This window comes from Bacillus sp. SIMBA_154 (genome assembly GCF_046536015.1).
Lineage (GTDB): Bacteria > Bacillota > Bacilli > Bacillales > Bacillaceae > Bacillus > Bacillus pumilus_P.
This window is the reverse complement of the sequence record NZ_JAWJBV010000002.1, coordinates 496,330-510,232: the sequence shown is the minus strand read 5'-3', so window position 1 is coordinate 510,232 and position 13,903 is coordinate 496,330. Positions and strand designations below refer to the sequence as shown.

Sequence of the window (13,903 nt, the reverse complement as noted above, 5' to 3'; positions counted from 1 at the left end):
CTAATTATATTTGATGTATTTTTAATAAAAAGAAAAGCAGAGCTTTTCGCTCTGCTTTTGTACATTAGAGGATACCAATTGCAACGATTGTCGCAACAAGTGTCTGAGTAAGTGTTTGGATTGCGATCGAGATGTCTGCATCGATTGTAGATACTGTAACGTTTCTTGAATTTTCGATGACAAGTTTTTGACGGTTTGTTTGTTTGTGAGTAGCGGCTTGCAAGAGATCTTGAGTAACGCGGTCAGCCAAATCACCATCAGCGATTGAGATGTTTGTAATTGTGATAATCGCTGTTTGAACAGCTACTTGGATAGATGCTGCAACTTGTGCGTCAACAGAAGATACGTTAATGTCACATGAGTCTCTGACGATAATGACTTCCTCAGATGTCTGCTTTGTTACACTCACTTGATCAAAGTCTTGTAAGACATCTTCGTCATTATAATAGTGGCCGTCACAAACAGCTTTTCTTTCGTAGTTGTAATCGCCGTGGTGTGTACAGTTACGATCTAGAGCGACCCAAGAGTATGGTTTAGAATCCATTTCTTTTCCTCCTTCCGTTTACTTTATTAAATGCTGGAATGAACTGTTTTGTCTCGGGCATTTACCCTAGCAGGCAACCCATTTTTATTTAATCGTTGTTACGCTGCGCATCACGGCGCTGCTGAATACGATTTCGAAGCGAATTTCGTTTTGGGCGCACTTGTGATTCAGGCTCGACTTCTTCAAGATGTTTTGCTGCTTCAGCCTGCCTTTTTTTCTCCTGCTGCTGTTCTACGAAATCATTCGCCTTCTTTTGTAGGTCCTCAACTAATTTCAGAATCATTCTTCTCTGATCATCTGAGATATTTGCTTTCTGATCATCGGTGATATTGTTTTTGTTTAAAATATCACTCACAAGAAGGCTTGTTAATGGATCAACATCAGTATTGATTTGAAAATCCTTTTTTTCGTTCTCTTCAGCCACGATTATTTCACCTCTTTCATACGTAATGTTAGAAAAAGAAAGGGTCAAAGAATGCCGGCTTCAACTAAGAGTACATTCAGTGTTTGAGTGAGAATTTGTACGGAGTTTAGAATGGATGCATCAGATAATGTAATCGTGACGTTATAGCAGTTGATGATTTGAATCACAGTTTTCTTTTGGACTGTCACTTGTTGTGTGGATAAAAGCTGCTCTGTGATGTCTGTAGCCAATTCATCGTCTGGTACAAGAATTTGAATTAAAAGAGTAATGATTGTCGTTACGGTCGCTTGAAGGGAGAGTGCAGCTGTTACATCTGTTTTATGAATCGTGACATTTTCAGAATCCTTGATTTCGATGAAATCATCATAATTGCTGATTAATTCGTTTAACAGTTGTGTGTATAATAAATCAGCACTTTCTTCAATAGACAATACTTTCACTCCTTTCTTATCTATACATTATTTAATGCAGCAGAGGCTCAAGGTGGAATCGGAAACCGTGAAAAAGTACAACCCAATTTTATTTCCGCTCGATTCATCATGGCGGTCTTTCTTTTTGCATATATAAAGAAAGGACGGAAAAAGAAGAAAGAAGGAGGTGGAGGTTCCTGAGTGGTGCTTTGTCATTTGCTATATTTGCCCTCGCATCCTTTAGACTGACGAGGCTGATTGTGTTTGATACCATTACTGCCCCTTTCCGCCGTCTATTTCATGAAGAACAGGAAGAGGTAAACGAACAAGGTGAGGTCGAGACATATATCATCATCAAAGGAAAAGGACTGCGGTCTTGGGTAGGAGAGCTGTTAAGCTGCTATTGGTGTACTGGCATGTGGTGCACTGCTGCTTTACTTGTGATATACATACTTTTTCCTGTCATCAGCATGTGGCTAAATTTACTATTAGCGATTGCCGCAGCAGCAGGCATGATTGAAGCGGTCGTGTCGAAGCTTGTGAAATAAACAGGCATTCTGATCAGACACGCTTAAAAAAAATGCATATACTAACATGGAATAGGAAAGGAAGGGTTGCGATGAAACCAACTGAAACGCCGTCACATATGCTTCAAGGTTATCCAGCGCAGTCAAATCAACAATCTGTTCATACGAAGAAAATCAAGAAGACTGGCTGCGGCTGTGGAAAGAAAAAGAAATATCAATAGTAGCAAAAACAAAAGCCGGATTTATCCGGTCAGGCTGTCGAGAAAATCTCGACAATTTTTTTGAAGGTCTAGATACACCGTATATTGAATGTAACGAAAGCGAAAAACACCATATATCGTTTCGTGAACAGTTGAAAAGACAAAAATGAGGGCTTTGTTGACACCTTGTCTTGAAAACCCCCACTTTCTCTTTAATCTGGCCGGATTTATCCGGTTTTTTTGTTGCCTTTTTTTGAGTTCTGCATATGAAAGAGAGAAGGGGTGACCAGAATGGACGCATTCGAACAATTAATCGGCTCTTTGTTCACTAAACCGCATGATGGGAAAGAACAAGCGCACGAAAAGGTTGAAATGGATCTAGCTGATAAAGCGAATGATCTTGAGCAGCACTTAAAGGTATTTGGCGACAAGATGGATGCTTTTGCAAAGGAAACAGAGGCATTCATGATGCGTCATGGAGACACGGCTTACGTATTTAAACAGCAAAAATAAAATTTCCGCACTTTTTTATGTGATCGTCCAAACCATTTCTTGTTTTTTTCATATTTTGTAATGGAGTAGAGGAGGTGCTTAAATATGAGTTGTTACGGTTACGGTGGCGGTTATGGCGGCGGATACGGCGGCGGCTATGGTTCAACATTCGTTCTTGTCGTCGTGTTGTTCATTCTTCTAATCATCGTTGGTGCTTCTTTCTTTAACTAAACAGTAAGAAGGTGAGGGAAGCAATGGGGGAGCCTTTTGCTTTCCTTTCTCTTTGGTCAAACAAGGCCTTAGGATAGGCACATATCTCGCCTATTTTCATATAGTAAGGTGATTACTCCACAAAGAGGAGGCAAATGAATGGATAATAAATTCTTTAAAAGCGTCGAAAATAAAACAGGTGTGAATATGAATGATGTCTTTAAGCTTGCAGGTTCATTGCAAAATGCCAATTTTAAAGATGAGGCGACTGTTCGAGGCGTCATTAAAAAAGTAGCGCAGCTTGCAAACAAACGTGTACCTAAAGAGATGGAAGACAAAATCGTTCAATCGATTACAAGTGGGAAAGAAAAGCTTGATTTCAATACAATCGCTAAAATGATGAACAACAAAAAATAAACAACAGGCTCTCCGTTCAAAGGGGGGCCTGTTGTTTTTGTGTGAATCATTCACGATTTTTCTTTAGAAGAGGGTACAAAAAGCGAGAACGATGAGCGGTTTTCCCTCTTCTAAATGATGGAACAGATAAATAGAGAGATTGTTCTGCTCTTGTCATAGCAACATATAATAAGCGCCGCTCTTCTTCAATAGCTTCCTCATCACCGCTTCTCAGTTCATCAAGTGAGAAATCATGGGGCAGTGCCCCGTCGACCACACAAGTGATGTACACCGTTTGGAATTCAAGTCCTTTTGCACGGTGAATCGTCATGAGCTGAACACCTGGTTCATCTGTTTTTTCCTTTTCAGCAGACTTCATGTGTTCGGCATGTGCGAGAAAGGCTTCAATTGTTTCAAAGCGTTTTGCAGCTGTTTTCACATCACGTACATCATCTGCCCCTTTTTCAAGCACATTCGTATCGTTCACACGTTTTTTTAAGTAATCACCAAGTCCCATCTTTTGTTCAATAAACGCCACAGCGTCAGACGGCTTTAACGTTCGTAAGGTTCGGAACAGGGGAACGATCGATTGGAGCTTTTTACGCTGAAACGGCTGAATGTCTGTTAGTTTTCCAAGGGCGTCTACCATTGAACAATCCTCCGTGATGGTCAGCGCCTTCAGGGTGTTCAGTGTCTGCTGCTTTAAAAAGAAGACCGGCAGCAGCTGTTTCATTGCAGCCACATCATCTGCATCCTGACTTAAAGAAAGAAAGGCGAGCAGCACTCGAACAATTCGTCTGCTGTAAAAGGCTTTCACGCCAGCATCTGTCTCATACGGAATCGCCGATTGATGCAGCCGCTCATAAATGGAGCGTCCTCCCGTATTGGTTCTAAACAGCACGCAGACATCATTCGGCTTTGCTCCGTTTTTAATTTTTTCCTGAATATCTGCCACAATCATGGTCGCTTCCTCTTCCTCGTCATATGGATAAAAGAGAGTGGGAGGGATTTTCTCCGCACGAACAGCTTTTAACGTCTTCGCGTAACGATGCTGGTTCCTTTTAATAATGGCATCTGCACTTGCGACAATTGTATGGTGAGAACGATAATTCGCATGTAAATGGACGATCTGAGCTGAAGGATAGTCCCGTTTGAATTCAAGAATGAAAGCAGGGTTGCTGCCCCTAAAGGCATAAATGGCTTGATCATCATCACCTACACAAAATAGCTGCTCTGATTCTCCGGCTAAAAGCTGAATCAACTGATATTGAACCGGATTAATATCCTGAAATTCATCAACTAAAATATATTTGAATCGTTCTTGATATCGTTTGAGAAGTTCAGGCTGTTCCGTCAGCATGTGTAAGCAGGCAATGGCCATGTCATCAAAGTCAAATTGCTGATGGTCCCGTTTCTGCTGTTCATACGATTGATAGATCGTCCAGATTTTTTTGTCCTTTTCATCTTTTAGCTCAGGAAGTTCGCCTGGTAAACAGGCATTTTTCCAATAGCCGATCGATTGTAACACTTGATCGGTAGGGTAGTCCTTCTCATCAAGTCCTTCATTCATGATTGCTTTCCGAAGGTACTGTTCCTTTTGCCAGTCGAACTTGATCAGGTGCTGGCCGTTCCATCTGTTTGGATCATCTTGAAGCAGCATTTTATAAAAAAGACTGTGGAAGGTGCCCGTCACGACTTGGTTCGCTTGTGATGGATGAAGCTGGTATTGCTTGCGCAGTCTTTCTTTCATTTCACTGCTGGCTTTTGTAGTGAAAGTGACGAGTAATATATGGTGAGCAGGGATTTGATGGCGTGAGATCAGATAAGCCGCTCTAGCCGTCAGCACCCTTGTTTTCCCGCTTCCGGCACCAGCCAGAACAAGCATTGGACCATCTTTATGTGTGACAGCTTGAAGCTGCGGCGCGCTAAAGGTGATTTGAGGAAAAAGGTCAATGGTATGTACTTGTTCATTCTCTTCTAAATGTAAGGCTTCGCTAAATTGAATCGACCTTGGTTCCTGCCAATCATACGATTCCTTTGTTTGCGAGATGACCTGTTTGCCAGTTGGAAAACGGAAGCTGCCAAGTTCTTTGTAGGAAGCACTTTCCTCTGGTTCTTTCTTTTTTTTCATGTTGTCTTCTTGTTCTTCTGCTTTTTCGCACATCTCTTGTTGAGACGTTTGCTTATGAATAAAGGCAGGCTCTTCATGTATATTTAATCTGAAAAAGACGGGTTGTCCGCAATATGGGCAAGATAAGTGCCCTTTTTTCCCCTCATCATGGAGGAATTGATAATGTTCTCTCGAATACGTATGTAATGAGATCGTTCGATCATGTCGTCGTGCGCAATTCAAAGCTAGTCCTCCAATAGTCAATCAATCTTTAAAAGAAACAAATCTAATCATATCAAATGAAGCGTGTTTCAAACAGTCATATTTAGGGAATAGTAGAATAGAAGAGAAGCAAAGGAGGCGTTCTTGATGGGATATATAGCCCCGATTCAGCCGGATCTGTATTTTCAATATATCAATCGTCCTGCTCCTCAGGATAAAGAAGACTATGCGAAAGTGACAGAGGTCACTCGCACCTTTCATGACAAGGTATACAGAGAGCTGGAGAAAAAAGAGGACTTAGTGACAGAAGCAGAAACGAAAGTACAGCAAAAAAAGCGGGAACGCTTTTTACGAGATATGTTTATGGAGGAAGGAAAGGGCATTCATATCAATGCGTATATATAAATGATTGCGCTTTCTTACCTTGACGAACGATAATGAATAATGAAAAGCCAGAGCATCCATGATGCCCTGGCTTTTCTCTTTGATCAAACAGATAGTGTTTTTGTCATTTTGACATGTGTGATACCCGCTTCTTCAAATGGTTCAGAAACGGCTTTGTAGCCTTTCTTTTCGTAGAAAGGAAGAGCTTGGACTTGTGCATGCATAACAGCTTCCTTCGCTCCCTTGGAAGCGGCCTCTGTTTCTAGCGCCTCTAGTAGTTTGTGACCAAGGCCAAAAGAGCGCGCCTCTTTTAGCACACAAATCCGTTCAAGCTTTGCCTTGGGACCTTCAATCATACGCAGTCTAGCGGCTGCCTGCGGCTGATTGTCATCGTTATAAATGACAAAATGGGTGGCTTCGTCTTCTAGTTCATCAATTTCGATCTCTAAAGGAACTTCTTGTTCTTTTACGAACACTTCTTTTCGAACGTAATATGCATCTTCTCGTTGTGTTTGTGCTTTTGCGATGACTGTTTTCAAATGTCTTTATCCCTCTCCTAAAATAAATGTTTCATAAACGGTCCAAGATCCATTCTCTAATTGATATAAAAGATGGAAGCGGTCAACCGTTTCTTCATGATCAATCTTTCTCAGCTTTAATGTGCCAAGTACGTCTGAATGCTCATCATCTGATAATGTTTGAGCCACTGTTACATGCGGAACAAATGCATATTCCGGTGTGCCAGCAAGTGGGTCAGTGTACAATTTTTCATTTAGACCCATTAAGTCCTCGTTCGGTTCTACTTTCATATAAATGACGTTGTTTACAGGAGCGAATGAACTGAATTTTTTAATACGTAAGGCAATGGGAGAAGCATTTTTTGCATACTCTCGCAAGGTTGAAACGATCTCAGCTGCTTCTAGATCCGTTAATTCAAAAGGTGTTCTTAATGTTAAATGAGGCGGTATGAGTGCATAGTTCGGATCATAACGTTTCCGATAAGAGTTCGCAATATCTTGCAATTTTTTTGATGGAAATATAACAACTCCGTATTTCATCATGTTCCCTCCTGATTAAGAAAGTATTTATTATTGTTTATTATAACAAAATTCAGTTGATTAACGAATATGGGAGCATTCTTTTTAACGAAGGGGCAATGAGTGGCTGCCAAAACGTCCATTTATGATCCCCTTCGAATGTCTCAAATAAATAATCCGCACCAGACTGTTCAAGAAGGGCCTTTAAGTCTGCGTTCGGTTTGATAAAATCAAGCACTTGGCCATCTGTTGTTTTCACAGCCGTTTCTTCCGATCCAATTTGATGGATAATGGCATAATGAGAAAGTATTGTTGACTGTTTGACGGCTTCTAAGACCGACTCATCAACGTATGGAGACTGCAAAATCAGCCCGCCAAATAAAGAAGGATAATCAATGGCTGTCATGAGTGAAATCGTAGCGCCTAGTGAATCACCAATGAACGTACGTCCTGACCCAATTTGATACGTTGGATAGTGTTCATCAATATAAGGGACAAGTTCATTTGCCAAAAAGCGTTTATACGCCTCAAACTTTGTGCCATCTGGATGATACGTATCTCGCCTTTCAGTGACATTTTCGTAAGGAACACCAATGATAATCGAGCGTTCTATTTCTTTATTTTGCATCAATTCTTCCGCCTGTCTGCCTATTTTACCTAAGCGGAAATAATCATGACCATCTTGTGCAATGATGACATGATATGTATAAAGCGGGGAGTAATTGACTGGCAAATAGATTAAAACGGTCATGTCCGTCCCAAGTTCTTTTGACTGTAAGGTTTCTTCTTGAATGATTCCTGTTTTCTTCACCATAATCCATTCCTCCAGCTAACCAAATTCATCACAAGTGAAACGTTTCCATTCATTGTAACATGAAAGACAGCGTTGTTCCTATATGCTAACATGCAATCAAATCGGCTGACATCCATTCTATTATAAAATACAGAAAATTTTAATTAATCATTACAATTCCCCTTGAAAAATGAGTTTTAATACGTTACAGTATTAAGAATTAGAACAGACAGACAACACATTCTTATCGTGAGAGGTGGAGGGACTGGCCCTTTGAAACCTCAGCAACCGGTATGCATCACGTCACGTGATGTACCAAGGTGCTAAATCCAGCAAGCAGCTTTTTTGCTTGGAAGATAAGAGGAAGCGATTAAACCCCTTCTTCTTATGAAGAAGGGGTTTTCTGTTTTGAAATCAGATTTTACTTAGGATGGTGTCAAATGACAGAACATGTGGAAACGAAATTAGCGCAAATTGGAAACCGAAGCGAAGAGGCGACTGGCACAGTCAGTCCTCCCGTTTATCTTTCAACAGCATACAGACATAGAGGCATAGGTGAATCAACAGGGTTTGATTACATTCGAACGAAAAACCCAACAAGACAGCTTGTAGAGGATGCGATTGCTTCACTCGAAGAAGGGACGGCCGGTTTTGCCTTCAGTTCGGGAATGGCAGCGATCCAAACGATCATGGCTCTATTTGAGAGCGGAGATGAACTCATTGTCTCATCAGACCTATATGGCGGAACATACCGTTTGTTTGAAAACGAATGGAAAAAATACGGCTTGCGTTTTCTTTATGATGATTTTTCAGATGAAGACTGTTTACGCTCTAAAATCACGCCAAACACAAAAGCCGTCTTTATTGAAACGCCGACAAATCCACTCATGCAGGAAGCGGATATTCAAAAAATAGCGAAGATTGCAAAAGAGCATGACGCTTTGGTCATTGTCGACAACACCTTTTACACCCCAGTCTTGCAAAAGCCGATTACGCTTGGAGCGGACATTGTCATTCATAGCGCAACCAAATATCTAGGCGGACACAACGACGTCCTTGCCGGGCTTGTGGTCACAAAAGGAGAGCAGCTATCTGAAGACATGTTCCAGCATCAAAACGCCATCGGAGCGGTCCTATCTCCATTTGACTCATGGCTTTTAATGAGAGGAATGAAAACATTGGCCCTTAGAATGCGTCAGCATGAGGCAAATGCGAAGGAGTTAGCGGATTTTTTAGAGGAGCAGCCTGAAATTCAAGATGTTCTTTACCCAGGCAAGGGAGGAATGCTGTCATTTCGTGTAGCCAAAGAGAACTGGGTCAATCCATTTTTAAAGCAGCTGAAAACGATTTGTTTTGCTGAAAGTCTTGGTGGAATCGAAAGCTTCATTACGTATCCTGCCACGCAAACGCACATGGACATTCCAGAAGAGATTCGCATAGCAAACGGTGTGTGTAACAAACTGCTCCGTTTCTCTGTTGGGATTGAGCATGTGGATGACCTGAAAGCTGATCTGAAACAGTCATTATCACAAGTGAAAGAGGAGGTACATGCCAAATGACCACACACGATTGGACACTCGAAACAAAACTTGTTCATAATGCGTTTAAAACAGACCGTTCAACAGGTGCAGTCAGTGTGCCGATTCAGCATGCGTCCACGTTTCATCAAAGCAGCTTTGATGAATTTGGCCAATATGACTATTCCAGATCAGGAACTCCTACACGTCAAGCATTAGAGGATACCATTGCAGCGTTAGAAGGAGGAACAAGAGGTCTTGCCTTTGCGTCAGGCATGGCGGCCATTTCAACCGCTTTTCTTCTTTTATCAAAGGGAGATCACGTCCTTGTCACAAGAGATGTGTACGGCGGAACATTCCGTATGATCACGCAAGTCCTTTCGAGATTTGGTATTGAGCATACCTTCGTGGACATGACGGATTTGAATGAAGTCAAACAAGGCATTCAATCGAATACGAAGGTCATTTATATGGAAACACCGTCAAACCCTACACTGGGGATTACGGATATTGAAGGCGTCGTCCAGCTTGCAAAAGAGCATGACTGTCTGACCTTCTTAGATAATACGTTTTTAACGCCTGCTCTCCAGCGGCCGCTAGACCTTGGCGTTGATGTTGTGCTGCACAGCGCAACGAAATTTTTAAGCGGCCACAGTGATGTGCTGTCTGGTTTAGCGGTGGTCAAAGACGAAAAGCTGGGAGAGGAACTATATTCTCTGCAAAACTCTTTCGGTGCGGTCCTGGGCGTGCAGGATTGCTGGCTCGTGCTAAGAGGGTTAAAAACCCTTCAGGTCAGATTAGAAAAAGCAAGTCAAACCGCATTAGAACTAGCTTCGTTCCTCAAAGAACATCCTGCGGTGAAAAAAGTATACTACCCAGGCTTAGATGACCATCCAGGAGCGGACATTCAGCGAAAGCAGGCAAGCGGAGCTGGAGCAGTCCTCTCATTTGAATTAGAAAACCAAGCGGCTGTAAAAGAATTGGTCGAGGGCGTCACATTACCTGTATTCGCCGTCAGCCTCGGTGCTGTCGAATCCATTCTGTCCTACCCGGCCAAAATGTCACATGCTGCTATGCCAAAAGAAGAAAGAAAAAAAAGAGGCATCACGGATGGATTGCTGCGATTAAGTGTCGGGGTCGAAAATGGAGAAGACCTCAAACGCGACTTCAAACAAGCGCTCGGTCAACTAAAGCCCGTCCTTGTGAACCAGTCATAAATGAAGTGGGAAAAAAGCCGGCTCCTGAATCCGGCTTTTTGGCCTTTTTTGAACAAAACCATTGACGCCCTGTATATATGGTTATATAATAGAGACTGTCAGTACAGAAAGCCCAGAACTGATACATAACCCGATTCCGTAGCTCAGCTGGGAGAGCGCTACCTTGACAGGGTAGAGGTCGCTGGTTCGAGCCCAGTCGGAATCATCGTTGAAACCCTTGCCTAGCAAGGGTTTTTTGTTTTTCTGATAACGAATATTTGTTCTGTTTCTTTTGATTGGGGACGAATTGGGGACGAACTTTATCCACCAGATTGTTTCTCAGTATTTTTAGGATCAAAACGACTAAAGTGTTCGACTTACCATCTGGCATCTTTAAAGTGACCGAGCCTTTGACAAGGGGTGCTAGAGTAAAAGCTCGACAGGAAGCACTGTCTGCTGTATTTTTCTATCCTGAAAAGGAAGCCAAAAACAATGGGATAGACGGCTACTTTGGACCAAAAACAGAAAATGCGGTCCCAGCTCATGCATGGGCTTAGCGCTGATGGTATCTATGGTCCGAAGACAAAAGCACTCTTCAAAAAGCATCGAAATAATTAAATCCACTGTCCTTTATTGGATAGGGACTTTTTGTGTTTTAATAGGGAAAAAGTTAGTTATAAGGTTAGGTGAAACGTGATATGGTTGTAAAAAGGAGGTAATATGATGACATTTAAAAAAGCGTCAATATAGGTTATTTTGTTTTGCTTTTATCTTTTATTGTCGTATATTTCTTGCTTCCAGTCGATCAAATATTTACTGCAATCATCATCCTAACCGTACTATTTGGAGTATATCAATTTGTGATTTTCAAAAAACTAAAAGAACAAAAACAGCAATAAAAGACACCCTAGTCTGCATTAGAATGGGGCTATTTTTATTCAACCAGTTCCACACATATACACTTTTCCTGGAGAACTTATTTCGTCCAGTTTTTTATTTTTACGTTTACTGTCCGAGAACATTTTTAAATGTCTCTTTCTCCATAAGTAACAAATGTCAGTGTCTGCACGTGTTCCCCAACGTGCGGAGAAGTAACCTGTTTTCATTTTCAATTGGATCATTACTTGAGCAGCGGCAGCAGCAATCCAGCCAACATAAGGAATATGGTTTAAAATTGCTGCTGCAATTACTCCCAGCTGCCTTTCCCTCTACTGTAACACGGTAATGATCATATTTGGACCACGCCCATTTTCCCTTTTGTTTTTGTGTTGTGAAATTATTATTCGCTAACTGTTCAAGAGAATTACTAACTTTATTCATTTGATTTTCTAATACAATGCTATTTGCAATCTTATTTACTTGTTCTTCAATTGCGGCTATTTCGTAAGATTTTAGTTAGTTACTAGAAACAGAAATATTACCTGTCTCTTTGTTAGAGGTATAGGTGGTTGTTCCAAGTTCAGTTTTAAAAATTGTAGATTAATAGCTTTATGCACTTTTCGAATAAATTAAAAGAAGCCCTAATCTAGAAATAACAGAGGAAAGATAAACTGATAACGTTCAGGAGAATACACATTTGATAAAATATTCAGTGGAGGGGAGAAAGATATGAAGTCACTTTTACTAATTGGACAATCAAATATGGCGGGGCGCGGCTTCAAGCATGAAGTGCCTCCGATTTATAATGAAAGAATCATGATGCTGCGAAATGGTAGATGGCAAATGATGACTGAACCCATTCATTTTGATAGGCCGGTAGCTGGCGTAGGACTGGCGGCTTCCTTTGCGGAGGCTTGGTGCAAGGATCATGAAGGAGAGAAGATTGGTCTTATTCCATGTGCCGAAGGTGGCAGTTCCATTGATGAGTGGTCGCTAGACGGAGCATTATTTCGTCATGCAATAAATGAAGCTAAATTTGCAAAGGAAAATAGCGAATTGGTCGGGATATTATGGCATCAAGGAGAAAGTGACAGCCAAGATGGGAAATACAAAGAATACTATGAAAAAATACTAAGATTATTTCATGAACTAAGAACTGAATTATCTGTACCTAACATTCCGCTTTTAATAGGAGGTTTGGGCGATTACTTGGGAAAGGTGGCATTTGGCGCAGGGTGTGTGGAATATCAACGTATTAATGAGGAACTACAAAAATATGCACATCATAATGAAAATTGTTATTATGTTACTGCGAAAGGTCTTATATCTAACCCAGACGGAATTCACATCAATGCGATGTCCCAGAGAATATTTGGTATAAGATACTATGAAGCATTTCGAAAAGAAGAACATATACATGAACCATTACCAAATGAAAATGAGTTAGTCAATGAATGTCATAATAGAATGAATACTTCAGCGGAGAAAACATATATAGCACTAGAAAATTTCGCGTTGGGCAAGATTACTTACGAAGAGTTGCTGGAGGCTTTATCATAGGCTAAGCTTATGGTAGCCTTTGAATGAAAACGTTATAACTCACATTACTGATAGACAGAAACATTACATATCTCTTGAAAGGATGATTGTGGTGGTGAAAACAGATAAAGTCTCCTCCTGAATACATGAAATCACATTCAGGAGGAGATAAAAAATGTTTAAACAAATAGACGAAAATTACCCGCGAAAAGAGCACTTTCATCATTATATGACGTTAACTCAATGCTCATATTGCCTGGTGATTGATCTAGACATCACGACATTGTATTCAATATTGAAAGAAAAAAAGCTAAAAGTATATCCTGTGCAAATTTATTTGTTAGCAAGAGCTGTGCAAAAAATACGAGAGTTTCGAATGGATCAAGTGAACGATGAACTTGGCTACTGGGAACTTCTCCATCCTAGTTATACGATTTTAAATAAAGAAACGAAGACATTTTCAAGTATTTGGACGCCTTATGACGAAAACTTTGCTCAGTTTTATAAAAGCTGTGCAGCGGACATTGAAACATTTAGTGAAAGCAGCAAACTATTTCCAAAACCTCATATGCCAAAAAACATGTTCAATATTTCAAGTCTACCGTGGATTGATTTCACTTCGTTTCATCTTAATGTATCTACAGATGAAACTTATTTACTGCCAATATTTACGTTAGGTCAATTTAAGATGAAAGAAGAAAAAATCATCTTACCAGTCGCCATTCAAGTACATCATGCTGTTTGTGATGGCTATCACGTCGGTCAATATGTGGAATATTTGAGGTGGCTTATAAAACATTGTGAAGAGTGGTTAAATGATTCATTGCATATTACCTGAAGACAAAAGGTGTTCCCATGGAAATCTAGAAGATGAAGGCAGACTGAAATGAGTCTGCCTTTTTGTTTTGTGATGATAATGTAAATGGGCTAAAGATTTATTGGTGTGCAACAAGGCAATCATGTTAAGTTTCTCAATTGTTCTTTTTGCGGTTTCTTTTCGGTGATTTGTAAATTCCTGTATGT

At 40.7% G+C, this 13,903-nt stretch carries 17 protein-coding genes, 1 tRNA gene, 1 pseudogene and 1 riboswitch; of the genes and pseudogenes, 12 read left to right on the top strand and 7 right to left on the bottom strand.

What is annotated here, in order from left to right; all coding sequences use genetic code 11:
- Window positions 1-64 precede the first annotated feature (64 nt).
- From R0K30_RS06085 to R0K30_RS06075, 3 genes are all read right to left on the bottom strand, one after another.
- The gene (locus tag R0K30_RS06085; RefSeq protein WP_099727566.1) at window positions 65-544 is read right to left on the bottom strand and encodes a spore coat protein; all 480 of its coding nucleotides are present in this window, start codon (window positions 542-544) and stop codon (window positions 65-67) included.
- A gap of 88 nt (window positions 545-632) precedes the next feature.
- On the bottom strand, window positions 633-968 hold the full coding sequence (locus tag R0K30_RS06080) for a spore coat protein (protein ID WP_099727565.1): 336 nt from the start codon (window positions 966-968) through the stop codon (window positions 633-635).
- Between the two features lie 44 nt (window positions 969-1,012).
- Window positions 1,013-1,408, bottom strand: coding sequence for a spore coat protein (locus R0K30_RS06075; protein WP_230030893.1), 396 nt, complete (start codon window positions 1,406-1,408; stop codon window positions 1,013-1,015).
- A 167-nt stretch (window positions 1,409-1,575) separates the two neighbouring features.
- Here R0K30_RS06075 and R0K30_RS06070 point away from each other — a divergent pair, with 167 nt between their 5' ends.
- The 5 genes from R0K30_RS06070 (at window position 1,576) to spoVIF (ending at window position 3,224) form a co-directional block, all read left to right on the top strand.
- Window positions 1,576-1,926, top strand: a complete 351-nt coding sequence (locus R0K30_RS06070) for a DUF1360 domain-containing protein (RefSeq protein ID WP_099727564.1) — start codon at window positions 1,576-1,578, stop codon at window positions 1,924-1,926.
- A 71-nt stretch (window positions 1,927-1,997) separates the two neighbouring features.
- Window positions 1,998-2,126 carry a hypothetical protein gene (locus R0K30_RS06065; protein WP_256499472.1) on the top strand — a complete coding sequence of 43 codons (129 nt, stop codon included), beginning with the start codon at window positions 1,998-2,000 and terminating at the stop codon, window positions 2,124-2,126.
- A 270-nt stretch (window positions 2,127-2,396) separates the two neighbouring features.
- Window positions 2,397-2,618 (top strand): hypothetical protein, encoded by a 222-nt coding sequence (locus R0K30_RS06060; protein WP_099727563.1) that lies wholly within the window; start codon window positions 2,397-2,399, stop codon window positions 2,616-2,618.
- An 84-nt stretch (window positions 2,619-2,702) separates the two neighbouring features.
- Complete coding sequence (locus tag R0K30_RS06055; protein ID WP_099727562.1) at window positions 2,703-2,828, top strand: YjcZ family sporulation protein; 126 nt, start codon at window positions 2,703-2,705, stop codon at window positions 2,826-2,828.
- Window positions 2,829-2,966: 138 nt separating this feature from the next.
- The gene (gene spoVIF, locus R0K30_RS06050; protein ID WP_003212292.1) at window positions 2,967-3,224 is read left to right on the top strand and encodes a sporulation-specific transcription regulator SpoVIF; all 258 of its coding nucleotides are present in this window, start codon (window positions 2,967-2,969) and stop codon (window positions 3,222-3,224) included.
- Between the two features lie 46 nt (window positions 3,225-3,270).
- Here spoVIF and R0K30_RS06045 read toward each other — a convergent pair whose 3' ends face one another.
- Window positions 3,271-5,556, bottom strand: a complete 2,286-nt coding sequence (locus tag R0K30_RS06045; RefSeq protein WP_410609604.1) for a UvrD-helicase domain-containing protein — start codon at window positions 5,554-5,556, stop codon at window positions 3,271-3,273.
- A 126-nt stretch (window positions 5,557-5,682) separates the two neighbouring features.
- Here R0K30_RS06045 and R0K30_RS06040 point away from each other — a divergent pair, with 126 nt between their 5' ends.
- Complete coding sequence (locus tag R0K30_RS06040) at window positions 5,683-5,940, top strand: hypothetical protein (RefSeq protein ID WP_099727560.1); 258 nt, start codon at window positions 5,683-5,685, stop codon at window positions 5,938-5,940.
- Between the two features lie 83 nt (window positions 5,941-6,023).
- Here the strand turns inward: R0K30_RS06040 and R0K30_RS06035 are convergent, their stop codons facing one another.
- From R0K30_RS06035 to R0K30_RS06025, 3 genes are read right to left on the bottom strand one after another with little or no spacing between them, the layout of a single operon-like run.
- Window positions 6,024-6,458: a GNAT family N-acetyltransferase gene (locus R0K30_RS06035; RefSeq protein WP_249705217.1), complete on the bottom strand. Its 435-nt coding sequence runs from the start codon at window positions 6,456-6,458 to the stop codon at window positions 6,024-6,026.
- A 6-nt stretch (window positions 6,459-6,464) separates the two neighbouring features.
- The gene (locus R0K30_RS06030; protein ID WP_410609602.1) at window positions 6,465-6,977 is read right to left on the bottom strand and encodes a YjcG family protein; all 513 of its coding nucleotides are present in this window, start codon (window positions 6,975-6,977) and stop codon (window positions 6,465-6,467) included.
- Between the two features lie 52 nt (window positions 6,978-7,029).
- Window positions 7,030-7,770 (bottom strand): alpha/beta hydrolase, encoded by a 741-nt coding sequence (locus tag R0K30_RS06025; protein ID WP_410609600.1) that lies wholly within the window; start codon window positions 7,768-7,770, stop codon window positions 7,030-7,032.
- Window positions 7,771-7,990: 220 nt separating this feature from the next.
- Window positions 7,991-8,112: riboswitch (SAM riboswitch) on the top strand.
- Window positions 8,113-8,189: 77 nt separating this feature from the next.
- On the opposite strand from R0K30_RS06025, the gene R0K30_RS06020 reads away from it, so the two are divergent.
- The 6 genes and pseudogenes from R0K30_RS06020 to catA all read left to right on the top strand — a co-directional run bounded on the left by R0K30_RS06020 (window position 8,190) and on the right by catA (window position 13,718).
- Window positions 8,190-9,308, top strand: a complete 1,119-nt coding sequence (locus R0K30_RS06020) for a methionine biosynthesis PLP-dependent protein (protein WP_099727556.1) — start codon at window positions 8,190-8,192, stop codon at window positions 9,306-9,308.
- On the top strand, window positions 9,305-10,483 hold the full coding sequence (gene metC, locus R0K30_RS06015; RefSeq protein WP_410609597.1) for a cystathionine beta-lyase: 1,179 nt from the start codon (window positions 9,305-9,307) through the stop codon (window positions 10,481-10,483). Before R0K30_RS06020 ends, metC begins: the two co-directional genes overlap by 4 nt.
- 132 nt (window positions 10,484-10,615) lie before the next feature.
- Window positions 10,616-10,688 (top strand) — tRNA-Val (locus tag R0K30_RS06010).
- A gap of 145 nt (window positions 10,689-10,833) precedes the next feature.
- Window positions 10,834-11,080 (top strand): annotated as a pseudogene (locus R0K30_RS06005) (peptidoglycan-binding domain-containing protein); the annotation flags it as partial.
- 990 nt (window positions 11,081-12,070) lie between these two features.
- A complete protein-coding gene (locus tag R0K30_RS06000; RefSeq protein WP_410609595.1) occupies window positions 12,071-12,901 on the top strand; it encodes a sialate O-acetylesterase in 831 nt (276 codons plus the stop codon).
- Between the two features lie 154 nt (window positions 12,902-13,055).
- Complete coding sequence (catA, locus tag R0K30_RS05995) at window positions 13,056-13,718, top strand: type A chloramphenicol O-acetyltransferase (RefSeq protein WP_410609593.1); 663 nt, start codon at window positions 13,056-13,058, stop codon at window positions 13,716-13,718.
- Window positions 13,719-13,903: the final 185 nt, after the last annotated feature.